We start from the raw sequence: 24,710 nt of genomic DNA on the forward strand, positions 1-24,710 counted from the left end.
TGCTACTTGGCGCGGAAGAATAACATTCAGGTGCGCAATTTTTCACCCGGGCCCGAGTCGCAACGGGTGATACGCGGATATTTCACTAGCGAAAAACACAGCAGTTACTGCACTTAGCCCTTCGACATTCCGCAGTTTCATCGCGGGCGGCCACCGAGTTCAACAATCATCAGTTCGCTGCCGCGGCAGAATGGCAACAGCCATTTGTACTAAACCTGATGTACCGGGCCTTGGATACACACAACGGCTCCTCTAAAAATCTACTGCTTTTGGACGACTCGATGACCGACTTCAGCCAACTGCGCATTGACGGCCAGCGCCTGTGGGATTCTTTGATGGAAATGGCGCAAATCGGCGCCACCGAAAAGGGGGGCTGCAACCGCCAGGCGCTTACCGACCTGGATAAACAGGGCCGCGACCTCTTCGTGCACTGGTGCAAAGACGCCGGTTGCGATGTCACGATTGATAAAATGGGCAACATCTTCGCCCGCCGCCAAGGCAATAACCCCCACCTGCCGCCAGTGCTCACCGGCTCGCACCTCGACACCCAGCCCACCGGCGGACGCTTCGACGGCGTCTACGGCGTACTCGCCGGCCTCGAAGTCGTGCGCACCCTGAACGACGCGGGCATCGAAACCGAAGCCCCGCTGGAAGTCGCGGTGTGGACCAACGAAGAAGGTGCGCGCTTTTCCCCCGCCATGATCGGTTCCGGCGTGTGGAGTGGAAACTTCGACCTCGACTACGCCTACGCGCGCGCCGACAAGGAAGGCAAAACCTTCGGCAAAGAACTCGCGCGGATCGGCTACAAAGGAAAAGCGCCCGCGCAAGCGCGCCCCCTCAGCGCCGCCTTCGAAGTCCACATCGAACAGGGCCCGATCCTGGAAGCAGAACAGAAGCAGATTGGCGTGCTCACCGGCGTTCAGGGCATGCACTGGTACGACCTCACCCTCATCGGCCAACCCTGCCACGCCGGCCCCAGCCCCATGGAAGGCCGCCGCGACCCCTTCATGGGCCTGCACCGCATCCTCGACGCCCTCTACAAACTCGCCGCCGAACACGCCCCCTGGGCCCGCGCCACCTTCGGCGACATCCGCGTCGAACCCGGCAGCCGCAACACCGTCCCGGAAAAACTGGTCCTCGCCGTCGACCTGCGCCACCCGGACCAGAATATCCTCAACACCATGGACCAGCGCTTCCGCGAAATCGCCGCCCGCATCGCCGACGAAACCGGCCTCGAACACCAGATCCGCGACGAATGGCGCTCACCCGCGGTGAAATTTGACGAGAAGTGCGTGGAAGCCGTGCGCTCCGCTGTCGCCGAGCTCGGCTACAGCAACAAGGAAATGGTCTCCGGCGCCGGCCACGACTCCGTGTACATCTCCCGCGTCGCGCCCACCAGCATGATCTTCGTGCCCTGTGAAAAAGGCCTGAGCCACAACGAAGCGGAAAATGCGGAGCCGGAAGATCTGGAAGCGGGTGCGAATGTACTGCTGCACGCCATGCTGAAAATGGCAAACAGCGCCGTTTAGATTTTTCTCTTACAGAGTAAAGAAATTCAACGCGAAGCTCCTGCTGCCGGGGGCCATTCGCGAGACCTTCTAAAACAGGGATGTTTTAGAAGAGCCCCCAGGGATGGGTTGAGGGGGGGCGCCTAGCCCGTGTCTCGCGAATGGCCACCGGCAGCAAGAGCGCCACAGAGCCAAAACAGCGCTCCTAAAAACCACAGAACTCGCGAGAACCACAATGACCGAATTTACTTACAAACACCGCAACGACAATGGCGATACCGCCCCCCTCGCCCGCTGGGGTATCGACTCCGAGTACGGCGTACTCACCGACCTGCTCGTCGGCCCCATCGACCACTACACCTGGCAAATGGGCAACGCCGCCTCCCGCCGCTCCGTGCGCCTCGGCCGCGAATTCAATGCCGATGTCGCCAAACGCCAGCACCAGGAAATGCTCGACGCCTACAAACACGCCGGCGTCACCACCCACCTGCTGCCCGCCGACGAAAACCTCCCCTACCAACTCTACGCCCGCGACAGCAGCGTCATGACCCCCTGGGGCCCCATCGTCACCCAGATGTACTCCCCCTGGCGCCGTGGCGAATGGGTCGACGTGGTCAAGACTTACCAAAAACTCGACATCCCGATTTACGACATCATCACCGCCGGCAGTTTAGAGGGCGGCGACTTCATGGTGCTCGAGCCCGGCGTCATCCTGTGCGGCCACTCCGGCGAGCGCACCTCACCGCAGGGTTTCAAGCAGATGAAAAGCTGGATCGAAAAAGAAGGCTGGGAAGTAAAAGGCTACGAGTTCGACCCCTACTTCCTGCATCTGGACGTGCTCGTCGCCGCACTCGCCGACAAATTAGTAGCCGTGTGTGTGGACGCGGTGGAGCCGGAACTGGTGCAGTGGTTCAAATCCCGCAACTTCGAGATTATCGACATCTCCTACCCGCAAGTAATGGAACTGGGCGTCAACGTCGTCGCGCTCGGCAGTGATCGCGTAATGCTGCCATCGGACAACACCGAACTGAAAGAGAAATGCCGCGCGCGCGGCCTCACCGTCATCGACCCGGATATTTCCATGATCACCGCCGGCGGTGGCGGCGTGCACTGCATGTGCCAACCGCTCGCGCGCGCTTCCGTAAGGCCCGCAGTTTCCCCGGGTTAATTGAGCCCGCGATTACGCAGCGTACTCAATTTCCACCAGACTGCAGCGCTGGGCAATGCCCAGCGCCCGCTTGATGGTCGGGTAAACCGCTGCCGTCGCCACGCAGATTCCCAGCTCAATACGCTGAGCCTTGTCCAGTTGCTGGTCGATCCGCGCATCCAGTTGCGGGTCAATGGCGCGGTAGCTGGCGACAGCACTGGCGAAGTCATAGACGTCCTTGAGACTTTCCGGGAGGCGGCTGCCGCCCTCGATGCATGCCTTTACCAGATTTTTATCCAGCCCCGCCTCCAGCGCCATGCGCACGGTCAGTTGCAGGCACTCGCCGCAGTCCGCTATCTGCATCGACGCCAGCCGGCTCACCCAGTAAATATCCAGCGGCAGCTGGTCGCGGTATAGGGACAGCGGTTGAAATCCCTGGAACGCCTCGTAACCCTTGGGCGCAAGCTGCAGGAAATCCTGCAGATACCCCACATCGTAGCGGTAATATTCACCAAACTCTGCCAGTTGTTGTTGTGCGGTTTTGTCATCCACAATTCACCTCCGGGTTTCATCAACGAATAACTATTGGAAAAAATTCGCCAGCACCGCGCTGCACCAAAGTCCCACGCCAAATGCACCGTGAGTCAGCACACTCAGGAGTCGCGCGCGCATCGGCCGGGGTGTGCGAGCGGCAGCGATACCGGCACCCAGTGCCGGCTGCATCACAAAAAATGGCAGCAGCACGGTAGCCAGACCGAAGGCGAGCGCTTCAGAAAGCCGCGGTGCCGCCACCCAGTCGTTGCCATAAATACCCAGCATTGCGGCGGCCAAAGCGATACCTGTCAGGTAGTGGGCGCTCCAGCCCAGCGCCGTTTCTGCCCTGACGGGCTGTGCCTTGCCGATATTGTCGTGGGTGAATGCGCGTGGCATATGCCCGATCCAGCGCCCCACCAAACGCCAATCCAGCGGAGCTATACCCGTGACCAGGCGCACGAACTGCCCCCAGATGTCGCAGACAAGCGTCGCCCCAATACCCAGCACCAGGCTGTTGCCTATCCATTGCCAAAATTCGCTCACGAAAATACCTCTCCGCCACTTTTGATCATGCGCGAAGTTTCTACTGGAATATCCTTCAGTAAAAGTTGGTATCTATCGGAAATTCAGATAGGAAAAACGATCAGGGAGAGATCTACTGGGGAGGGCTGTAGTAGTTGCCGTAGAGACGATGCGCTTCCCGCGCAAACCAGCGTGCGGCAACGCCCTGTGCTGTGCGGTTGGACCACAGCAGGTCTACACCGAGGCTCCAAGCCGAAAGTGCGCTGGTGAGCTTCAGCTCCACCAACCGACCACTTTTCAAGTAGGGGCGCGCCAGCTCGAAGGGCGCGTTTACCCAACCCACCCCCTTGGCGGCCAGTTCCAGCCCCTGCAAAAGGGAATCGGTGAACCAGCATTGGGCGGCGACCTGGGTATACGGGGGATCGAGGGCGGATTCGCTGGCACTGCTGGCAATCAGAATCTGCCGGTAATTTGCCGCCTCGGCGAGGCTGGCCAGCGGCATTTGCGCGAGAGGGTGGTCCGGCGCAGCGAGGGTAAGGATCTGTTGCTGGCCGAGATTATTGGAGTCCACCTCGGCCGGATAACCACCCCGTGCGGTAACGAAAGCGAAATCGGCCTCACCTCGGCTGATCCGGTCGATGGCCCACTCCCCGTCGACACTACTGGCGTGGATCAGGGTGTTCGGAAACTGTTCGGCAAATGCCGCGAGCATGTCGTTCAGCCGGTCCGGCATGACCTGCTCTTCGAACAAAATCCTGAGTTGCGACTCTTCGCCGCCCTGATAGGAGTCCGCAGCCTGCTGCAGGCGACGCAATTGACCAATCGAAAGGCGGGCCATCGGCAGCAAAGCGAGGGCTACATCGGTGGGTCTGGGGAATTTGCCGCTGCGGTCGAACAGCGCGAGACCGAGATCGAGCTCCAGGTTTTGTATCTGGGCACTCACCGCGGACTGGGCGCGACCGGTTTGGCGGGCAACTGCGGAAAAGGAGCCGAGCTCGCACGCGCTGACGAACAGCTGCAGTTGATCGAGACTGAGATTGCGCACAGCCCTCGCCCGCTCTGTGAGGTTTATTTGCCCTGGGCTCGCAACAGCCCGGACCCGGCAATACCGCCGGCCGCACAGGCGAGGATAATCACCAGCGGTGTCAGCGTCCCCAGGGCCAGCGCGCCGATGCCGAAGCCGCGCATGGGCAGCAACAGCAGCAACAGAATACCGGCGGGAATCAGTGACAGCAGAAAACCACGGGCCACCCAGCTCTTGCGCCACGGCAGCAGGAAAATCAGGCCGCACACACCGCCCCACACCACGCGCTGGTAGATATAGGCATTGGAGAGATGCGGGGCGATATCCACCGACAGCGCGCGGGTAATCCCGTAGTGCCCCAGCGCCCACAGGCCCAGCGCATAGGCGAGGCCGGCAAAACAGCCCGCGGCAAAACACACCGACAGGTTTTTCAGGAATTCTCGCACTTATTATCTCCTGTTATTTTGCCCGATCAGGCGGGTCTTTTCGTCGGACCGTACAGCTCTTCCAGCATGCTGTCGATGCGCGCGGCGAGTGCTTCCTGGGTGTCGTCCAGCAGGATCACGTGGCCCATCTTGCGCCCGGGGCGCAGTTCCTTACCGTAGGACCACACGCCTTCGTTCGGCAGTGCGGGGGTTTTGTCGACGCCGAGCATGTTGATCATCACCGCCACGCGCTCGCAGTGGGTTTCGCCGAGCGGCATGCCGAGGATCGCGCGCACATGGTTGGCGAACTGGCTGGTATCGGCACCGGCCAGGGTCCAGTGACCGCTGTTGTGCACCCGCGGCGCCAGCTCGTTGATCAGCAGGCCGTCGTCGGTAACAAAGCACTCCATGGCGAGCACACCCACATAGTCCCAGGCATTCATCAGAGTGGCCAGGTAAGTCTCAGCGGTGTGCTGCAGCGCCTCGCTCACGTGAGGCGCCGGTGCGGTGGAGACCAGCAGGGTGCCCTGGTAGTGGTCGTTTTCCGCCAGCGGGTAGGTGATCACGGCACCGTCGGCGGTGCGCGCGCCGATCAGGGAAACTTCGCGGGAGAAGTGAATGCCCTGCTCCACCACGTATTCCGATTCGGGTACATCGTTGGCGATGGCCGCGAGATCCTCGTCGCTGTTCACCCGCCACTGGTTCTTGCCGTCGTAGCCGTGTTCACAGCTTTTGATGAACGAGGGGTAGCCGAGCTGTTTTACCGCCGCGCAGATCTCCGCGTAATTGCTGGCCGGCAGGAACGGTGCCACCGGCAGGCCGGCGGCAGTGATGGCGGTTTTCTCGCGCAGGCGGTGCTGGGTTTTTTCAAACGCGTCCGGGCGCGGGTAGACCGGGCAGAATTTTTCCAGCGCGCGCAGCAGCTCCACGGATACGCCCTCGCGCTCGGCGGTAATCACCTCTGGCTCGCCCATGGCGCGGTACAGGGCCTCGATATCCGCACCGCTGGAGGCGTCGACGATCGTGCCGAGCCCCTCCACGCAGGTGGTGTTCTCACCGCCCTCGGCGAGGAAACTGAATTCAATGCCCAGCGGGCGCGCTTCCTGGGCCATCATCTGCGCCAGCTGGCCGCAGCCGACAATGCCTACTCGTCTCTCGGTCATTTCCGGTATACCTCTGAATTCGTACGTCTTCTCTGCTCCGTTCTCGCCAGTCTTATTCGACTTCGAACGGTACGCCGGCGCTCTGGCTCTCGCGCCACTGAATCAGACGCTGCTGCAGCTCCGGGTCCGACAGGGACAGCATCTGCGCCGCCATCAGGCCCGCGTTGTAGGCACCGGAGGCGCCCACCGCCTGAGTGGCCACGGCCACGCCCTTGGGCATCTGTACAATAGACAGCAGGCTGTCCATGCCGGTCATGAACTTGCTCTCCACCGGCACGCCGATCACCGGCAGCGGGGTCATGGCGGCAATCATGCCCGGCAGGTGCGCGGAACCGCCGGCGCCGGCAATGATCACTTTGGTGCCGCGCTCGTGGGCGGTGGTGGCGAACTCCACCATGCGCTGGGGCGTGCGGTGGGCGGAAACCACCGCCGTGGCAAAGGGGACTCCCAGTTCGGTGAGGGGCTTGGTCGCCATTTGCATGGTCGGCCAGTCAGATTGGGACCCCATCACGATGGTGACTGTTTCGAAGGGAATCTGTTTCACGTGCGCTTAACTCCAGAGGTTCACGAGCGCCGGGGCGTTATTCGCCACCGATACCAGGGATGGGCAGGGAGGAAACGGGTCTCACCACAGGGCGTGCCCGACCCGGCCCAAATTAAGGGGCGAGAGGATACCAAAAAACAGCCAGAAAGCACGCTGCACCGCGCCTTCATCCGCCCCTATTACGCCCTGCTCACGGCAATTTGCCGACGTTTCTGAAAAATCCCGCAGAAAAATGACCGGCGCCGATAAAATCGTGCGGCCCGCAGCGGAAAGATAGTGTGGCGAGACGGTCACGACACCTGTCTGTGACCGTTCAGTAATGAAAACTGTCCCGGGAAAATGGTGGGATAGCGCGAAGGTTTATTTCGCGGTCGCGGCCAGTTTCTTGCGCAGTTCACCGCGCAGCATTTCCAGTACCGGCTCAACCTGCGGGCGCACCCCGCGCCACAGGTAAAACGCCTCCGCCGCCTGCCCCACCAGCATGCCCAGGCCATCGGCGGTCTGCGCGCCGAGATCGGCCGCCCAGCGCATAAACGGTGTCGGCTCCGCACCGTACACCATGTCGTAGGCACAGCCGCCCTGCCCTACCACCACCTCGGCAATCTGCGGCCGCTCCCCGGAGAGCCCCGCGGCGCTGGCATTGATGATCAGGTCAAACCCCGCAGGAATATCCTCGAGCCCGCTCGCCGTCAGGCTGCCGTGCGCGGAGAAATCGTCCGCCAGCTGCTCGGCCTTGGCCGCCGTGCGGTTTGCGATATGCAGCAGCGCCGGCTGTTCCTTCAGCAGCGGCAGCAGCGTGCCGCGGGTCGCACCGCCGGCTCCCAGCACCAGCAGCTTCTTGCCTTTTATGCTCCAGCCCAGGTGATTGCGGATATCCGACACCAGTCCCGGGCCGTCGGTATTGTCCCCGAGCAGCCTGCCATCGCCCTGCAATGCCAGCGTATTCACCGCCCCCGCCGTGCGCGCGCGTTCGCTCAGGGTGTCGGCATACTCAAATGCATCCAGCTTGAAAGGCGCCGTGATATTCAGCCCTTTGGCCCCCGCCGCAAAGAACGCGTCCACCACGTCTTTAAAGCCGTCCACCTCTGCGAACAGCTTGCCGTATTCGAGTTGCTGACCTGTCTGCTGCGCAAACGCGGTGTGAATCACCGGCGACAGAGACTGCTTGATGGGATTGCCGATGACGGCGTATCGATCCATGACCATTAAACCTGATTCAATAATTATTCTTACTGCTGACGCAGCGCATTCTTCAGCTGCACCGTTTCGTTCACCCCGATCAGCCCGTCGATTTTCAGCGTATCGGCATGCTCGCACACCATGTAGCGGGTAATTGCGCTGTAAATCTGCTTCGGCTTTTCGCCACTGGTATCCAGCAACACCCAGTTGAGGGTTGCAAGACTGGTGTTCTCGTTCAGCTCGATCACATCTGTTACCGCACCGACGATCTGGCTTACGCCGAGTTTTTGATACAGCCGCAACAGCTTTTTCACACGGCCGATAAAATACTCGCGGCTCAGTTGAGACTTTTTGCCATCGGAAAAATAGTAATGAATGGGGAAACGGTAGAAGTCCGCGATCTTCTCCGCATCGCGCGCTTCGAACAGGCGGCGGTATTCCAGGAACAGTTTATTGATGTCTTCCAGACGAGCCTTGTGCATGGCGATTCCCTATTAGAAAAATACCACTGAAATAATCGAGAAGGTGTCGATGCCGGGATTCCCTTTGCGAGACCTTCTAAAACAGGGGTGTTTTAGAAGAGTCCCCAGGGATGGGTTGAGGGGGCGCCTAGCCCGTGTCTCGCAAAGGGAAGCCCGGTAGCGGCACCGCCACCAGCGCTATTCAAAATCTCAGACCCAATCCCGGTGCGGCAGGAAATCTGTATATAGCTTTGCTTCAGCAGATCCGGGCTCCGGATGCCAGTCGTATCGCCAGCGCACCTCCGGCGGCAGCGACATCAGAATGGATTCCGTGCGCCCACCGCTCTGCAACCCAAACAGCGTGCCGCGGTCAAACACCAGGTTGAATTCCACATAACGTCCGCGGCGGTACAGCTGGAAATCTCGCTCGCGCTCACCGTATTCAATATCCTTGCGTCGGTTCAAAATTGGCAGATAGGCCTCCAGATAACTGTCGCCCACCGCCCGCATCAGGCCAAACGCATGGTCGAAACCACCCTCGTGGAAATCGTCGAAAAACAGCCCGCCCACACCGCGCGCCTCGCTGCGGTGTTTCAGATAAAAATACTCATCGCACCAGGTTTTAAAGCGCGGATAAACCTCTGCACCGAACGGCGCACAGGCATTCTTCGCCGTCTGGTGCCAGTGCACCACGTCTTCCTCGAAACCGTAGTAGGGCGTCAGATCGTAGCCACCGCCGAACCACCACACCGGCTCCGCCCCTTCCTTTTGTGCGACGAAGAGACGCACATTCGCGTGACTGGTCGGCGCATAGGGATTGCGCGGGTGGATCACCAGGCTCACCCCCATCGCCTCGAACGAGCGGCCGGCAAGCTCCGGGCGCGCCGCCGTCGCCGACGGCGGCAGTTTGTCGCCATATACGTGGGAAAAATTCACCCCACCTTTTTCGATCACATCACCGTTTTCAAGCACCCGCGTGCGACCACCGCCGCCGCCCTCGCGCTCCCAGGTGTCTTCAAAAAATTCGCTGCCGTCCACATCCACCAACGCCGCACAAATGCGATCCTGCAGGTTCAGCAGATAGTCTTTGACGGCCTGGATATTCACTGTTGTCATGGATTTATGCACGCAGCTAGATGTGAATGGCAGTGAGGGGTTAGGTCACCAGGTGGACGGGGCGGGCCTCAACCGGCGCGCACAATCCGCCCGCTGGAGGCGTCGCGGATCTCGCTGGGCGCAGAGCGGCCACCGGTATTTCCGCCGCCGACAAAATCCAGCTCGTCGCCGAAATAACGCAACACCTGATATTTGTACCTGGCCGGCTGGCAGCCGGTTGGATTGGCAGAGGTAGATACGATAGGCCCACCGAAGGCGCGCGAAAGTGCCGCAGTGAAGCCGTGGTTGGTGTGGCGCAGGGCAACACTGTGATGCACACCGCTGACCCAGGCCGGCACCTGGTCAAAATGGGGCACAAGCCAAGTAACCGGGCCCGGCCAGGTGGCGTCGATGCGCGCGCGCTGGTCACCGGAAAGGTTGTGCAACAGGCCCGAAAAATGATTCACGTCGCCGGACACCAGAATCAGGCCCTTTTCCAACGGGCGATTCTTGAGCCGCAGCAGTCGGGCAACCGCATCGGGATTGTGGGGATCACAGGCGAGACCCCACACGGACTCGGTTGGGTGTGCGATCACGCCACCCGCTAACAGGGCGCGCACCGCATTGGCCATGGTAAGGCCGGCGCAGTGAAGGATTGAGGGGCTGATTTCTGACAAGGGTCGGGACTCTTTCAGGTCTTGTGATGCGGCGGTTGGCCGGCACCGCGGCTCTCAGGAAGCGCCGCAATTTATCGGATAGTACCAGCCTAGACAAGGCTGGCGCCTCCCGGGCCCCTTTTTGCGGCGCAACCACCGGAGCGGACGGAGGGGCCCTGCGTGAGGCGCCAATTATCCCTCGTAAGTTACCCGGTATATGGCACCGGCGTAGTCGTCGGACACCAGCAGCGCGCCATCCGGCATCACCAGCACATCCACCGGGCGCCCCCAGACTTCTTCACCCTGCAGCCAGCCATCGATAAACGGCTTGTAGCCGGTGGCCCGGCCATTCTCGTCCAGGGTCACCTGCGTCACCCGGTAGCCAATCTTCTGACTGCGGTTCCAGGAACCGTGTTCGGCGATGAAGACCTGGTTTTTATACGCCTCCGGGAACTGGCCGCCGGTGTAGAACTTCACGCCCAGCGGCGCCACATGCGGGCCCAGCTTCTGTACCGGCGGCACGTAGTTGCTGCAGTTTTTCCCGTTGCCGAATTCGGGGTCGAGGATGTCGCCGCCGTGACAGTAGGGGTAACCGAAATGCTTGCCCGCCACCGGCGCGGTGTTCAGTTCACAGGGCGGAATATCGTCGCCGAGCATGTCGCGGCCGTTGTCGGTGAACCACAGGTGTTTGGTAACCGGGTGCCAGGTGAAACCGACGGTGTTGCGCACGCCTTCGGCCCAGGTTTCGGTGGCGGTCACCTTATCGCCGTCGATTTTCAGGCGCTGGATGTTGGCGTAATCCTTCTCGTCGCAGATGTTGCACGGCGCGCCGATGGGCACGTAGAGCCAACCGTCGGGACCGAAGGCGATGTACTTCCAGCCGTGGTGTTTGTCCGGGAACTGGCTGGTGATGGTGACCGGCGCCGGCGGGTTGTCGAGGCGGGACTCGATATCATCGAAGCGCAGGATGCTGGTGACGGCGCTGACATACAGGTCGCCGTCTTTGAAAGCGACGCCGGTGGGGCGCGTCAGTCCCTCGGCAATGACCTTCACCTCATCCGCCCGCTGGTCACCGTCGCTGTCGACAACCGCGTACACCTTGCCCTCCCCCATGGAGCCCACGAACAGGGTGCCCTTGTCGCCGCGCACCATGTGGCGGGCGTTGGGGATGTCTTTGGCGTAGACCTCGATCTTGAAGCCTTGCGGCAGGTTCAGTTTGTCGAGGTAAATATCGCCTTTTTTGGCGCTCGCACTGGCGGCAAAGGTCAACGCCAGCGCGCTGGTGATGACGGCGGCCTGGCGCCGGAGTGAATTGAGGTATTTGAACGGCCACATGGATGGACACTCCCTGAAAATGACAGATGTGACCCTAGCGGCTTTTCACCCATCCGGCCAGCGCCCTCAGTCTGGAAAAGCGCATTCAGCCTGGCAGCGCGCGCACGCCACTGCCGGTGAGCTGGTAACCGCCGGGCAGCGATTCCACCAGACCTTCCAGCTCCAGGTGCAGCAGGCTCGCCATCAGCTCGCCGGTCTCACATCCGGTATCCCGCGCCAGCTGCTCGATGCTGCGCGGATCGCCGCCGAGGGCGCTCACGATCCGGCGCTGTTCGGCGGTGAGCTGGGAAACTTCTGACCTGTCGTCATCGAACAGTCCCGGTTGGCTCGCCATGCCGGACAGCAAGCCGCCCAGCTGCTCGGCGATATCGCGGCTGGTTTCCACCAGGTGCGCACCGTGCTTGATCATGTGGTGACAGCCCCGCGCCATCGGGTTGTGAATCGACCCCGGAATGGCAAATACCTCTCGGTTCTGCTCCAGCGCCAGGCGCGCGGTGATCAGCGAACCGGAGCGCACCGCGGCTTCCACCAGCAGAGTGCCCAGGCTCAGCCCGGAGATGACGCGGTTGCGCCGGGGGAAGTTGCCCGCCTCCGGCGCGCTGCCGAGCGGCATTTCGCTGACGATGGCACCGTCAGCAGCGAGAATCTGCTCGGCCAGTACCGCGTTGCGCACCGGATAGATGCGGTCGACGCCAGTACCCAGCACCGCGATGGTCTTGCCGCCGCCCTTCAGCGCGCCGCTGTGGGCCGCCGCGTCCACGCCCAGCGCGAGTCCAGAGGTGATCGCGAATCCGGAGGCGGCGAGGTCGGCAGAAAGGTCCCGCGCATTGTCGAGCCCGGCGCGGCTGGCGCGGCGCGCGCCAACCACCGCCACTTGCGGCAGCGACAGGGTGTGCGGATTGCCGCGCACATACAGTACCGGCGGCGGGCGGTGGATTTCTTTCAGCAGCGCCGGGTAGATGTCATCGTCGCGATGCAACAGGTAAACGCACAGCTCGGCGCAGCGCGCGCGCTCGGCCAGCGCCCATTGCCCCAGCTCGCTCTCGGGCCCGCGGCGCTGGAATTCCGCCAGCTGCGCATGGGCGCGCTCCGGCAGTTTGCGATTCAGGTTTTGCGGGGGTTGCTGCAAGACGGCGGCGGCGGAGCCGAAGCGCTCTACCAGTTGCCAGTAGAGACCTGGGCCTATGCCCTCGAGCCTTAAAAGGGAGAGTGTAGCGGTCAACGCATCCATGCGCGGGTACCTCCAAAAATTGTCTTTTTGCACGAGCGCGGCGTCGGCTCCGTGCTCAAATCCTCACGTACTACGTGTACGCTCCGGTTTTGCGCGCGGTGCCTCCTTGCTCTCGCACAAAAATCCAAATTTTTTGAGGCACCCTTCTTCTCTATCGGTTACGGATTACGGACTAAGTCCATTACGGCCAGCGGCTTGTCGGCTTCGAGTACCAGGCCGAGGCTCATTTTCTCAAAGCTGCGGAACACCATGAGCACGCCGGCGCGCTCGTCCGGCAGTTTCACATTCTGGCGGGCTATCTGGTCGCGCACGGTGGCGCCGCGCTTGTAAATGGCGAGTACGTGACCCGGTTCTATCCCTTCGCGCAGGCCGCGGTTGATGGCGACCACGTCGTATTTGGCCACCTGGGTCACCCCTTCTTCGACACCAAGGATTACGCCGTCCACCGGTACTTCGGGGGCAGCGGGCTGGAACAGGGCGTCAATGGCGCGCTCTTCTGTCGGCAGCAGGCGGTCCTGCAGACGGATGTCGCGACTGGTGCGGGTGACGTCCAGGGTGGCAACCGCGAATTCGGTGTTGGCGTTGTCCGCATCCAGCTGGCGCAGGTCTACGGAACCCACATCCAGTGCCTGCTGGCCCAGCTCCTCGCCGGTGTAGGGGTCGGCGTAAACCGGGCCAGGGCGGTAGATGCCGTAGGACGGCAGCGGCTCGCGGAAATCGCCGCGCGCGTAGATTTTCTCGCCGGCGCCCATCAGGATGCGCTGATCCTGGCCGGAGATCACGTAGGGCACCCCTCTGAAGGCGCCCGGGCCGACTATGCGGGTGCGGGACAGGAAGGCATTGATGGCGTCCAGCGGGATGGCGGGGATGGCGGAGTCGATGGGTTCGCGACGCACGGCCGGGCCGAGGCGGTTGTTGCTGGCCGGGCTAAGCTTGTAGGCGGTGGGGCCGCGCTCGAGTTCAAGGCGCGGCTGGCCGTTCACATAGACGAGATTGAGGCGGTCACCGGGATAGATCAGGTGGGGGTTCTCAACCTGCGGGTTGACCTGCCAAATTTCCGGCCAGTACCAGGGCTGGGAGAGGAAGCGCCCGGAGATATCCCAGAGGGTGTCGCCCTTCTGCACCACGTAGGTGTCCGGGTGGTCAGGCTTCAGGCGTACATCTTGCGCCTGCAGGCCGAAGGCCACCAACAGAGTGGCGGCGGCGGCCAGAATTATTTTTTTCATGGAAGCATTCCTATGCTTTTTTGTCGCTAACGCTGTCGGCCTAATGGTTTGCTGCGGGGCTATATCGCTATCGCTGGGAGTTTATATCGCTATAATCTCTCAGCGCTGGACCGGTAGCGGCGGATGCCGCCCGCAAAAGGGGATATTCGACGCCCGCTGGCTTTGTGGCCAGAATGCGGCAGCGGCCCTTTTATCAGCAAAATAGTTCAGCAAATTTCAAGCGCGATCATTATGTTATCAGCGCAAGTTCCACTAAGACTAGAAGTTTGTCACAGGTGTTATGGCCAAACTGGAAATCCTCGAATTCCCCGATCCCCGTCTGCGCAAGGTGGCCGAATCCGTCGCCGAGGTGACAGATGCGCACCGTGCGCTGATTGAGGATATGTTCGAAACGATGTATGAAGCGCCCGGAATTGGGCTGGCGGCGACGCAGGTCAATGTGCATGAGCGCATTGTGGTGATCGATGTGTCGGAAGATAAGAGCGAGCCGCTGGTGCTGATCAATCCGGAGATTGAGGTGTTGGATCCGGAGATCCACAAGTACGATGAGGGTTGCCTGTCGGTACCAGGTTTCTACGAGACGGTGCAGCGCCCGCGCAAGATCCGCCTGAAGGCGCTGGATCGCAATGGCGAGGCCTATGCGCTGGAGGCCGAGGGGCTGCTGGCGGTATGCATCCAGCACGAGATCGACCATCTCGACGGCAAGCTGTTTGTGGATTACATCTCTCCACTGAAGCGCAATCGCATTCGCTCCAAATTGGAGAAGGCCCACCGCCAAGGGGCTTGAGCATTTCTAAAGCAGGTGCTTTTGCGGCCAAGCACTGGGTACCTGTTTTCAGAACCGCTGTGAATACGTCCCTGTACGCTGCGTCGGCAACATCCCTGTTGCCGACGCTTCTGAAAACAGGTACCCAGCACTTGGCCTTCACTTCTACCCACTGGACTCCGTTGCCAGACCGCTTTCCTGATATCGAAAATTATCCATGAGCCTGAATATCATCTTTGCCGGCACACCCGACTTTGCCGCCGTTCACCTGCAAACCCTGCTCGACAGTGAGCACAATGTCATCGCCGTTTACAGCCAGCCCGATCGCCCCGCCGGGCGCGGCAAGAAGCTGCTGGCGAGTCCGGTGAAACAGTTAGCGCTCGAACACAACATTCCGGTGTACCAGCCACTGTCCCTGCGCAATGAAAAGGCGCAACAGGAGCTGGCAGCGCTGAATGCGGATGTGATGGTGGTGGTGGCCTATGGGCTGATTCTGCCGCAGGCGGTGCTGGATACGCCGCGGCTCGGCTGTGTGAATGTGCACGCGTCGCTGCTGCCGCGCTGGCGAGGGGCGGCGCCGATTCAGCGGGCGGTGGAGGCCGGGGACGCGGAGAGCGGTGTGGCGATCATGCAGATGGAGGCGGGGCTGGATACTGGGCCGGTGCTGGTGGAGGTGCGGACGCCGATCGCGGCAAACGAGACCGGCGGCAGTCTGCACGACAAGCTGGCGGGTCTCGGTGGGCCGGCGCTGTTGGCCGCACTTCATCAGTTGGAATCCGGCACGGCGCAACCGCAGGTGCAGGACGACGCGCTCGCCAATTACGCGGGCAAGATTTCCAAGGAAGAAGCGCGCATTGACTGGGCGCGCCCGGCCGCGGAGCTCGCGCGCCTGATCCGCGCGTTCAATCCGTTCCCGGTGTGCTGGACCGAGTTTGCCGACAGTAAGGGCAACGTCGAGCGCCTGCGTATTTACAGTGCCCGGCTGGAACAGGGCTGCCACAACGATGTGCCGGGCACGATTCTGTCGGCGGACGACGAGGGCATTCTGGTGGCCTGTGGGCGCGAGGCGTTGCGCCTGACTCAACTACAATTGCCGGGCAAGAAGGCGCTGCCGGTGGCGGAAATATTGAAGGGCTACCGCGACCTGTTCGCAAAGGGTATCAGACTGGGTACCGGCCATGAATGACCCAAGGGCGCTGGCGGCGCGTGTGATCAGTCGCCTGTACCAGGACCGCGGCTCGCTGCAGCGATTGCTGCCGTGGGCGGAAAAGCAGGTGGACGACGAGCAGGCCAATGGAAAGAACCGTTCGCTGCTGCGGGAACTCTGTTACGGCACCGCGCGCTTCGCCCCGCGCCTGGAGCTGCTACTGGCCAAGCTGCTGCGCAAGCCGGTAAAAGATGAAGAGCTGGAAGCGCTGATGTTGGTCGGGCTGTACCAGCTGGAATACACCCGCATCCCCGACCACGCCGCCATCAGCGCCACCGTTGAAGCGGCGCGCGCACTCAAACTCGGCCACGCCAGCGGCGTGGTCAACGGCGTGCTGCGCAGTGCCCTGCGGGATAAGGAAGCGCTCACCCGCAAACTCTCCGGCAACCCCCAGTTCAGCTCCGCGCACCCGGAGTGGCTGCAACAGGCCATCAAGAACGCGTGGGGAACGGAAGCGAGAACCATCTTCACCGCCAACAACAGCAACCCGCCCATGACCCTGCGGGTGAACCTGTCGAAAACGTCGCGCGATGACTACCTCACACAGCTCATCGACGCCGGTATTCCCGCCCAACCCTGCGAAGTTTCCGCCGCCGGCCTGGTACTGGAAAACCCCGTCGCCGTCACCCGCCTGCCCGGCTTTGACGACGGCCTCGTCAGCGTCCAGGACCAGTCCGCCCAGCTTGCCGCCGAATTACTCGACCCGCAGCCCGGCGAACGAATCCTCGACGCCTGCGCCGCCCCCGGCGGCAAAACCTGCCACCTGCTGGAGCGGCAACCCGACCTCGACCTCAGCGCCCTCGACGTCGAAGAAGAACGCCTCGACCGCGTCATCGAAAACCTCGAGCGCCTGGGCCAGAGTGCCCAACTCATCTGCGCCGACGCCGCCGAACCGCAGCACTGGTGGGACGGCGAACCCTACGACCGCATCCTGCTCGACGCCCCCTGCTCCGCCACCGGCGTCATCCGCCGCAACCCGGACATCAAACTCCTGCGCCGCCCCGACGACATCCCCGAACTGGCCGAACTCCAGGGCCGCATCCTGCGTGCCATGTGGCCCCTGCTCAAACCGGGCGGCACCCTGCTTTACGCCACCTGTTCCATACTCCCCGAGGAAAACAGCGCACAGGTGGCGCGCTTCATTGCGGAGACACCGGATGCGAGGGACAATACGCCGCAATTGCTGAACGACCAGCCCTGGGGGCTGCCGCAGGAAGCGGGTATACAACTATTACCTGGCATCCATGCGGGCGACGGCTTCTATTACGCGAAGCTGGAAAAAGTACTTCCTGAGAATTGATGGCGGTGTCGCCATCGCTTACGAAGTAAAAGAGTAAGAATCGAAGCCGCAGTGCCGGGTGTAGGTTTTCAGGATCGTCGGCAACAGGGATGTTGCCGACGAAGCGTACAGGGATGTATTCACAGCGGTCCTGAAAACCTACACCCGGTGCTGCGGCGCCTCCGCACTAGCAACAAAGCTCCAGCGGACAGGGCGCAAAAGCCAAAGCACCAACTATGAAAATCATCATTCTCGGCGCCGGCCAGGTCGGCGGATCTCTGGCGGAAAGCCTGGCTTCGGAACGCAACGATATTGTTCTGGTGGACAGCGACGAGAAAACCCTGCGCGAGCTGCGCGACAAGCTCGACATCGGCGTCGTCCACGGCCACGCCTCGCACCCAGACATATTGCAGGAAGCCGGCATCGAAGACGCCGACATACTCGTCGCCGTCACCAACAACGACGAAACCAACATGGCCGCCTGCCAGATCGCCCACACCCTGTTTCGCGTCACCACCAAAATCGCCCGCGTGCGCGCCGCCGCCTACCTGCAATACCCGGAACTCTTCAACACCGACGCCATCCCCATCGACGTCCTCATCAGCCCCGAACAGATCGTCTCCGAATACATCTCCCGGCTGATCGAACACCCAGGCGCCCTGCAGGTTCTCGACTTCGCCGACGGCCGCGTCCAGCTCGTCGCCGTGCGCGCCGTCCAGGGCGGCCCCCTCGTCGGCCAACAACTGCGCTACCTGCGGGAGCACATGCCCAAGGTCGACACCCGTGTCGCCGCCATTTACCGCCGCAACAGCCCCATCATCCCCCAGGGCTCCACCGTCATCGAAGCCGGTGACGAAGTGTTCTTCATCGCCGCGCGCCAGAACATCCGCGCCGTCATGAGCGAACTGCGGCGGCTCGAACACGGCTACAAACGCATCACCATCGCCGGCGGCGGCAACATCGGCCTGCGCCTCGCACACAAACTCGAAAACCGCTACTCGGTAAAGGTCATCGAACAGGACCACGACCGCTGCCTGTTCCTATCGGAAGCCCTGAGCAACACCATCGTGCTGCACGGCAGCGCCTCCGACCAGGACCTGCTGCTGGAAGAAAACATCGAAGACACCGATGTATTCCTCGCCCTCACCAACGACGACGAAGCCAACATCATGTCCTCGCTGCTTGCCAAACGCCTTGGCACCCGCAAAGTAATGGCGTTGATCAACAACCGCGCCTACGTAGACCTGGTGCAGGGTGGCGAGATCGACATCGCCATCTCGCCGCAGCAGAACACCATCGGCAGCCTGCTCACCCATGTGCGCCGCGGAGACATGGTCAATGTCCACTCCCTGCGCCGCGGCGCCGCCGAAGCCATCGAAGTCATCGCCCACGGCGACAGTCGCACCTCCAAAGTCGTGGGCCGCAAAATCGAAGATATCGACTTGCCGGAAGGCGCCAGTATCGGCGCCATAGTGCGCGAGCGAGACGGCGAGAGTCAGGTTCTGATCGCCCACGACAGTCTCGTCGTCGAAACCGACGATCACGTGATCGTATTTCTTGTCGACCGCCGCCACACCCGCCATGTGGAACAGTTGTTCCAGGTTGGCTTCGGCTTTTTCTGACGGTGGTAAGAGTGATGAACAACAATTTGACCGGGAACTGCCCGGCGGTGAACGGTTAAATGCGCCTGGCAGTCATAGCGCGGGTCTTCGGTATTCTGCTGACGGTATTCAGCCTGACACTGCTGCCCCCCATCGGGGTGTCCCTTTGGTACGACGACGGCACCCATACCGCCTTCAGTATCGCCTTCGGTATCACCCTGCTCACCGGTCTGTTCATGTGGCTGCCGGTGCACGACCTCAAACAGGATCTGCGCACCCGCGACGGCTTCGTGGTGACCTCTTTGTTCTGGCTGATCCTCGGCTGCTTCGGCGCCCTGCCCCTGATCATCAGCCCACAGCCGGACCTGAGTATTGTGGATTCCATTTTCGAATCCATCTCCGGCCTTACCACCACCGGCGCCACCACCATTGTCGGTCTCGATACCCTGCCACCAGCCATTCTGTATTACCGGCAGCAGCTGCAGTGGTTCGGCGGCATCGGGGTCATCGTCATTGCGCTGGCAATTCTGCCAATGCTCGGCATCGGTGGTATGCAGCTGTACAAGGCGGAAATTCCCGGACCGGTGAAAGACACCAAACTGACGCCGCGTATCGCGGAAACGGCGCGCGCCCTGTTCGTAATTTATATTGCCCTCACGGTACTGTGCGCCATCGGTTACTGGTGGGCAGGCATGAGCGTGTTCGATGCCATTGGCCACTCGTTTTCCACCGTCGCCAACGGCGGTTTCTCCACCCACGATGCCAGTATGGGCTTCTACGCTCACAATCACGCGATCATGACCATCGCCATCATTTTCATGCTCACCGCCGCGATCAACTTCGGCCTGCACTTTTACGCTTTCAGCAACCGCACCGTTAAACACTACTGGAAAGACTCCGAGTTCCGCTTTTACATTCTGGTGACACTCGCTGCCTGCGCGATCATTGTCGGCTATCTGTATGTATCCGGTACCTTTGACATGCGCGGCAGTTTTCTGCACGGGATTTTTCAGGTGGTTTCCATCGGCACCACCGCCGGTTTCGGATCCGAGAGCTTCGCCACCTGGCCGGCATTCCTGCCGTATGTATTGTTGATGCTGGGTATCATGGGTGCCTGCGCCGCCTCCACCTCCGGTGGTATCAAGGCGGTGCGCGTAATGCTGATCGTGAAGTCTGGTCTGCGTGAACTCAATCGCCTGGTGCACCCCAACGCGGTGGTGCCAATCAAGGTCAATCGGAAGATCGTGCCGCCGCGCGTTACCGACGCTGTTTGGGGATTTTTTGCGGTTTACATCCTGTCGTTTTTTATTCTCACCATTGTCGTCATGGCGACCGGGGAGAATTTTGTCACTTCCTTTTCTACCGTCGCCTCCTGCCTCAGCAACATCGGCCCGGCACTGGGCGATGCGGCGGCGCACTATGGTGAAGTGAACGAGGTCGCGAAGGTTTTCCTGATCCTGGCGATGCTCGCCGGGCGACTGGAAATTTTCACGCTGCTGGTATTGCTGACACCCGCGTTCTGGCGAAACTGACTCGTCGCTTGTTTTACAGGGGCATGTATCTATCCGACCATGCCCGAGCCGCGCTACTCGAACGTATCGTGACGACCGCGAATGATCTGCCAGTAGCGCGGTATAAATTTGAGCATTATCCAGATTTCCAACAGGCAACCGATCAAGGTCAGCGCATCCATGGTGTGCTCAAAGGTGTTCTCCGCGCCGGAGCTTTCATCGAACAGCTCAATCGCCAGCAGATCCGCAAATCCCATCCCCAGCACGGCAAACACAACCACCGCGGCCAGCCGCGAGATCCAGTCCGGCACCACTCGAAAAGGGATTTTCAGCCACAGTATGAACACCGGCAGCGCACTCAGCTGTATGGCGTAGCGCACCACGACCAGAACGGTGTATGCGGTACCAATGGCGTCGAAATACCACAACAGGGGAATCAGGCACAGCACAAATACCCGGTCTGCGATGGGGTCCAGCAGGGAACCGAAATGGCTCTGCCAGCCAAAACGCCTGGCCAGGTAGCCGTCGAGCAGGTCGGTCAGCGCGCCCGTTGCGAAGACCAGTAGCGCCAACATATGCTCGTGGATCAGCGACAACCAGACAATGACGGGAATCAGAGCAATTCTTGTCGCCGACAGCAGATTGGGCAAGTGGCGCCAACGGGAACTGGTCATGTCTTCCGTCGCTGCGCGGTTTCGTTTATGGATCATTGTGGTGGTGCGCTGGGAAATTCCGGCTTCAAATTAGAAAAATAGAATCCAGTACAAACATAGCCCATTGGCACCAATAATCCGCGGGCCCATGATTTAGCGGCCACGGTCTTGTTTCCGGAATGCGGTTGTCATTCGCGACAACCGCCCCTTTTCATCTCCGCCCCGCCCCCGCTCTCCGCTCTGCTCCCGCACTAAGACTACGGATACAGACCACGGTAACCTCCCGCCCAATAGGCACCGGACAGTGCCGATACTGTGCCGCTTCTTGCCAATCCCAGGTTCTGGCTTCACTTACCCCCCCGATGAGGAGGAGGCGTCCCATCAATAAGATCTCCAGAATCGCGGATTGCTAGCAGGCCAGATTCTGATAGCAGGCTTTAACAGCCATACCATCCGCATCCAAAATGGAGTTTATTTCGATGCAACTTCCCGAAAAAAAATCGACCACCCCTGCCCCTATGTGTTCCGGAGCATATTTACGGCTGCCAACTATTAATTTATCGCGTCAAGTGCGCTGAGGAGTAACCAAAATGAAAAGTTGGTTGTATATACTCGCTACCGGTCTACTCCTTTCCATCTGCGTTTCGGCCCAAGCCAAACCAGAAGAGAATCCACATATTAAGCGGCAAAAAGCCCTTAACACGGCAACCTTGCAGAAAATGCGCAGGTTGAACGCTCCAGATCAAAGAAAAACGGCTTCCCCTGCTCCGGAGCGCATTGCATTAACCCTGTTTGACGGAACCAGTATTGTTCTGCTTGAAGAGCGTTTGGAAAAACGCGGCACCAACGACTTTTCCTGGTTCGGCCGCGTTGAAGGCGAACCCGGAAGCCTTGCTATTCTTGTGGTTAAATACGGTAACGTCACCGGTCAAATCGAATTCGGTGGCAAGCAGTATGAGATCCACCCTGCCGGCGGTAGTACGCACAGCCTCGCCGAAATAGACCGATCGGCCCTGCCTCCGCTTGAGGACGACGTACTGGGTTTTGACCCATCGCGGGGCGCCGACCCTGGCGACACCTTCGTAAACAATGATGCCGAGCCCTCTCTACTGGCGGATGCGATCTATGATGGCCACGCTGAAGTGATCGATGTACTGGTTGTTTACTCACTGGAGGCAGCGCAAAACTATTCTGATATCCAATCTCGTATTCAGTTGGCTATTGATTACACCAACAACGCTTATGCCAACTCTCAGATTCCACACCGCCTAAACCTGATAGGGGCCGAAGGCTTGCAAAGCAACGAATCGGGAGGCACATCGGAGCTATTCCACTATGGAAACCTCTTCGATGGGCGCCTGGATGAATTGCATCAATTGCGGAATAACTACGGTGCCGATGTCGTGAGCCTGTGGGTCAACCATATAAATAACTGGTGCGGTATGGCCGCCGCCATTGGCTCCACCAATATCTCCGCCATTCACATGATGCGCGTGCACTGTGGCGGTGCGACCTTCGCCCATGAGCTGGGCCACAATCAGGGCGCCCGGCACAATATGGAACAGGATTCGACTATTTACCCCTTCCGTTACGGGCACGGGAGCGGCAGCCCCACAAGCCAATGGCGGACGATCATGTCCTACAGTAACGCCTGCGATGCCCCCTGCTCCCGGATTCCCTACTTCTCGAGCCCCCTGCTGACTTATGCGGGCGAGCCACTGGGAGACACCGAGTATCGTGACAATGCACGCGTGATCACTGAAACCGCCTCCGAAATAGCCCAGTTCGGCGCGCAATTATCCCCCTTGGGTGCCGAAAATGTGGCGGTGCAAGATCTGGAAAAAGGCTTGAATATCCAGATGGAAGAGATATTCCCGGGTGTCTGGCAAGGTGAAACTTTATTCAAATCCTGGGAGTTCTATCATCTGGAAATGTTGATTGATGGAGAACTTCACGGCCCCCGAAACCCAGTGTTGTCGATAAGGAGAACCTTTAACGGTGCAATGGCAGCGGGCAGTGCGAACACGGTACTAATCAGGTCATACTCAGACCAGGCCGCCGTAGTCTTGTACGATGAACGATATAAATACCTGTCTGTCAGGCTAGCCGGCTCCGATCCCAGTATGTACTTTCGCGGGACGCCCAATAATTTTGATACCAGTATTCCCATGATCCCCCTCGGCAATCACCACTGGGTGGCGACGGTAAACTTTACCGGCGAGGCTGATCAGCGCTTCAAATTCGATGTTTTCGGCGATTGGAGTCAAAACTATGGTTTTGATACCGCCAATAATCGCATTGTCCAGGGGGGCGAGGACATCTATGTCAGCGTAAGTGGCGAGTATCGCGTGTACCTGGACCGGGGGAATATGACCTACTGGCTGGCACCGGGGGTATCTCACGGCAATCAGCCACCTGTTGCTATTGCCGGCGAGAACATGACCGTTGCAGTGGGCGAGACAGTTCATCTCGACGGTAGTGCTTCCTACGATTCCGATGGCGAGATAGTGCAGTACACCTGGGAGGAACTGGGAATTAACAGCGCCACGGCCGTCGCCAGCTTTGAGCAGGCAGGCACCTATACACTCACGTTAACGGTGACCGACGATCAGGGTGCCAGCAGCAGCGACACACTGGAAGTAACAGTGACTGACAATGGTGGCTGGAAGCGCACGGTGATATTCATCTACGGCGAGGCCCAGGCTGGACAGGACATGTTTATCCGCGGCGGTATTGATCACCAGTATGCCGCCGATGTGTTGGGACGCAACTGTACGGACACCAATTACGCATGTGCGATCCCCATTACACATCGCAACCTTCTAAACGACACCACGGCCCCGTGGAAGGCAAACGATAGCCATCTCGACTGGTACGGCCTGGAGGCCGGACAGAGCGGTGGCGAAGGCAGCCCGCTTGACTGGACCACCAGCCAATGGAACAGCAGTTGGGGCCCTTTGCGCCGCGTGGATGTGGACGGCTATGGCGAGACACCCTTGAACCAGTGGGGCGACCACTACTGGATGCTGGACGTGGATATGGACTGCTCCGCCACGGCCGGTGGCTGGTTCGAATTCAAATCCTATTTAAACAACGGTACCGGCTGGGAAAGTGATGTAACCCAACCCGGAGCGCCCTGGGTTTCAGGTAACCACTTTGCCGAATGCGGAAAACTCAATGTGTTTCGACGCAATGAAAGCGCACCCGTATTGATCGGTGACTTGTAAAGAAAACAGCCATGAGCGGGCAATATTGCGGGATGGGTGACCCGGTGCGTTCACAACATCCCGCTGGCTAGCGCCGCCCGAATAGAAGCTTGAGGGGGCAAACCCAACCGCTCCCTCCGGTGTTTTCCGAGTGGTCGGCGCATTGGTAGACCTCGGCCTGCCAATGCGCCGCATCGAGCACCAATCTGTGGAACCCAATCAAGATGGTCAATGGGGTCGAGGTCATTGATCCGAACCCAATACGAACACAGCCCATCGGCACCAACAATTTGCAGGCCCATGATTTACCGGCCACTGTCTTATTTTCCGAATGCGGTTGTCATTCGCGACAATCGTTCCTTGTGCGACTGCCCGCCAATAGTCAGCGCCGGGGATTTCTGCCAAAGTAACCCGTTCATGGAAGTAACAATAAGAAA

23 protein-coding genes are annotated in these 24,710 nt (G+C 60.3%); 8 read left to right on the forward strand and 15 right to left on the reverse strand.

Going from position 1 to position 24,710, the window contains the following annotated elements; genetic code table 11:
* Positions 1–281 precede the first annotated feature (281 nt).
* Together FDY93_RS15525 and FDY93_RS15530 are read left to right on the forward strand one after the other, a co-directional pair.
* Positions 282–1,529, forward strand: coding sequence for a Zn-dependent hydrolase (locus FDY93_RS15525; RefSeq protein WP_138236676.1), 1,248 nt, complete (start codon positions 282–284; stop codon positions 1,527–1,529).
* A 214-nt stretch (positions 1,530–1,743) separates the two neighbouring features.
* Positions 1,744–2,676: a dimethylarginine dimethylaminohydrolase family protein gene (locus tag FDY93_RS15530; protein ID WP_138236677.1), complete on the forward strand. Its 933-nt coding sequence runs from the start codon at positions 1,744–1,746 to the stop codon at positions 2,674–2,676.
* A 12-nt stretch (positions 2,677–2,688) separates the two neighbouring features.
* Here FDY93_RS15530 and FDY93_RS15535 read toward each other — a convergent pair whose 3' ends face one another.
* The 14 genes from FDY93_RS15535 to FDY93_RS15600 form a co-directional block, all read right to left on the reverse strand.
* On the reverse strand, positions 2,689–3,207 hold the full coding sequence (locus FDY93_RS15535; protein ID WP_138236678.1) for a hypothetical protein: 519 nt from the start codon (positions 3,205–3,207) through the stop codon (positions 2,689–2,691).
* Between the two features lie 30 nt (positions 3,208–3,237).
* Positions 3,238–3,732, reverse strand: coding sequence for a DUF2938 domain-containing protein (locus FDY93_RS15540; RefSeq protein WP_138236679.1), 495 nt, complete (start codon positions 3,730–3,732; stop codon positions 3,238–3,240).
* A 112-nt stretch (positions 3,733–3,844) separates the two neighbouring features.
* A complete protein-coding gene (locus FDY93_RS15545) occupies positions 3,845–4,756 on the reverse strand; it encodes a LysR family transcriptional regulator (RefSeq protein ID WP_166218782.1) in 912 nt (303 codons plus the stop codon).
* A 23-nt stretch (positions 4,757–4,779) separates the two neighbouring features.
* Positions 4,780–5,181: a hypothetical protein gene (locus FDY93_RS15550; protein ID WP_138236681.1), complete on the reverse strand. Its 402-nt coding sequence runs from the start codon at positions 5,179–5,181 to the stop codon at positions 4,780–4,782.
* 26 nt (positions 5,182–5,207) lie between these two features.
* Complete coding sequence (locus FDY93_RS15555; RefSeq protein ID WP_138236682.1) at positions 5,208–6,323, reverse strand: 5-(carboxyamino)imidazole ribonucleotide synthase; 1,116 nt, start codon at positions 6,321–6,323, stop codon at positions 5,208–5,210.
* Positions 6,324–6,375: 52 nt separating this feature from the next.
* Positions 6,376–6,867, reverse strand: coding sequence for a 5-(carboxyamino)imidazole ribonucleotide mutase (gene purE, locus FDY93_RS15560; protein WP_138236683.1), 492 nt, complete (start codon positions 6,865–6,867; stop codon positions 6,376–6,378).
* Positions 6,868–6,948: 81 nt separating this feature from the next.
* Positions 6,949–7,161 carry a hypothetical protein gene (locus FDY93_RS15565; RefSeq protein WP_138236684.1) on the reverse strand — a complete coding sequence of 71 codons (213 nt, stop codon included), beginning with the start codon at positions 7,159–7,161 and terminating at the stop codon, positions 6,949–6,951.
* Between the two features lie 66 nt (positions 7,162–7,227).
* Positions 7,228–8,067, reverse strand: coding sequence for a shikimate dehydrogenase (aroE, locus tag FDY93_RS15570; RefSeq protein WP_138236685.1), 840 nt, complete (start codon positions 8,065–8,067; stop codon positions 7,228–7,230).
* A gap of 29 nt (positions 8,068–8,096) precedes the next feature.
* Positions 8,097–8,528, reverse strand: a complete 432-nt coding sequence (locus FDY93_RS15575; protein WP_138236686.1) for a hypothetical protein — start codon at positions 8,526–8,528, stop codon at positions 8,097–8,099.
* 189 nt (positions 8,529–8,717) lie between these two features.
* On the reverse strand, positions 8,718–9,623 hold the full coding sequence (gene hemF, locus FDY93_RS15580) for an oxygen-dependent coproporphyrinogen oxidase (RefSeq protein WP_138236687.1): 906 nt from the start codon (positions 9,621–9,623) through the stop codon (positions 8,718–8,720).
* Positions 9,624–9,691: 68 nt separating this feature from the next.
* Positions 9,692–10,279, reverse strand: a complete 588-nt coding sequence (locus tag FDY93_RS15585) for an L-threonylcarbamoyladenylate synthase (RefSeq protein WP_342776620.1) — start codon at positions 10,277–10,279, stop codon at positions 9,692–9,694.
* A 171-nt stretch (positions 10,280–10,450) separates the two neighbouring features.
* Complete coding sequence (locus tag FDY93_RS15590; RefSeq protein ID WP_138236688.1) at positions 10,451–11,593, reverse strand: PQQ-dependent sugar dehydrogenase; 1,143 nt, start codon at positions 11,591–11,593, stop codon at positions 10,451–10,453.
* Between the two features lie 85 nt (positions 11,594–11,678).
* Positions 11,679–12,824, reverse strand: a complete 1,146-nt coding sequence (dprA, locus tag FDY93_RS15595) for a DNA-processing protein DprA (RefSeq protein WP_138236689.1) — start codon at positions 12,822–12,824, stop codon at positions 11,679–11,681.
* A gap of 158 nt (positions 12,825–12,982) precedes the next feature.
* Positions 12,983–14,050 (reverse strand): LysM peptidoglycan-binding domain-containing protein, encoded by a 1,068-nt coding sequence (locus FDY93_RS15600; protein WP_138236690.1) that lies wholly within the window; start codon positions 14,048–14,050, stop codon positions 12,983–12,985.
* A gap of 280 nt (positions 14,051–14,330) precedes the next feature.
* Between FDY93_RS15600 and def the strand changes: the two genes are divergently transcribed.
* The 5 genes from def (at position 14,331) to FDY93_RS15625 (ending at position 20,435) form a co-directional block, all read left to right on the forward strand.
* Positions 14,331–14,837 carry a peptide deformylase gene (def, locus tag FDY93_RS15605; protein ID WP_138236691.1) on the forward strand — a complete coding sequence of 169 codons (507 nt, stop codon included), beginning with the start codon at positions 14,331–14,333 and terminating at the stop codon, positions 14,835–14,837.
* A gap of 196 nt (positions 14,838–15,033) precedes the next feature.
* Positions 15,034–16,002, forward strand: a complete 969-nt coding sequence (gene fmt, locus FDY93_RS15610) for a methionyl-tRNA formyltransferase (protein WP_138236692.1) — start codon at positions 15,034–15,036, stop codon at positions 16,000–16,002.
* Positions 15,995–17,323 carry a 16S rRNA (cytosine(967)-C(5))-methyltransferase RsmB gene (gene rsmB / locus FDY93_RS15615; RefSeq protein WP_138236693.1) on the forward strand — a complete coding sequence of 443 codons (1,329 nt, stop codon included), beginning with the start codon at positions 15,995–15,997 and terminating at the stop codon, positions 17,321–17,323. Before fmt ends, rsmB begins: the two co-directional genes overlap by 8 nt.
* Before the next feature lie 215 nt (positions 17,324–17,538).
* Positions 17,539–18,924, forward strand: a complete 1,386-nt coding sequence (gene trkA / locus FDY93_RS15620; RefSeq protein WP_138236694.1) for a Trk system potassium transporter TrkA — start codon at positions 17,539–17,541, stop codon at positions 18,922–18,924.
* Between the two features lie 59 nt (positions 18,925–18,983).
* Entirely contained in the window at positions 18,984–20,435 is a 1,452-nt protein-coding gene (locus tag FDY93_RS15625) for a TrkH family potassium uptake protein (protein WP_138236695.1), read from the forward strand.
* Between the two features lie 53 nt (positions 20,436–20,488).
* On the opposite strand, the gene FDY93_RS15630 is transcribed toward FDY93_RS15625, so the two are convergent.
* Positions 20,489–21,124, reverse strand: coding sequence for a CDP-alcohol phosphatidyltransferase family protein (locus FDY93_RS15630; protein ID WP_138236696.1), 636 nt, complete (start codon positions 21,122–21,124; stop codon positions 20,489–20,491).
* 671 nt (positions 21,125–21,795) lie between these two features.
* Here FDY93_RS15630 and FDY93_RS15635 point away from each other — a divergent pair.
* Positions 21,796–24,294: a PKD domain-containing protein gene (locus FDY93_RS15635; RefSeq protein ID WP_220446214.1), complete on the forward strand. Its 2,499-nt coding sequence runs from the start codon at positions 21,796–21,798 to the stop codon at positions 24,292–24,294.
* The last annotated feature ends 416 nt before the right edge of the window (positions 24,295–24,710 follow it).

The sequence above is a fragment of the Microbulbifer harenosus genome, from assembly GCF_005771435.1.
Taxonomy (GTDB): Bacteria; Pseudomonadota; Gammaproteobacteria; order Pseudomonadales; family Cellvibrionaceae; genus Microbulbifer; species Microbulbifer harenosus.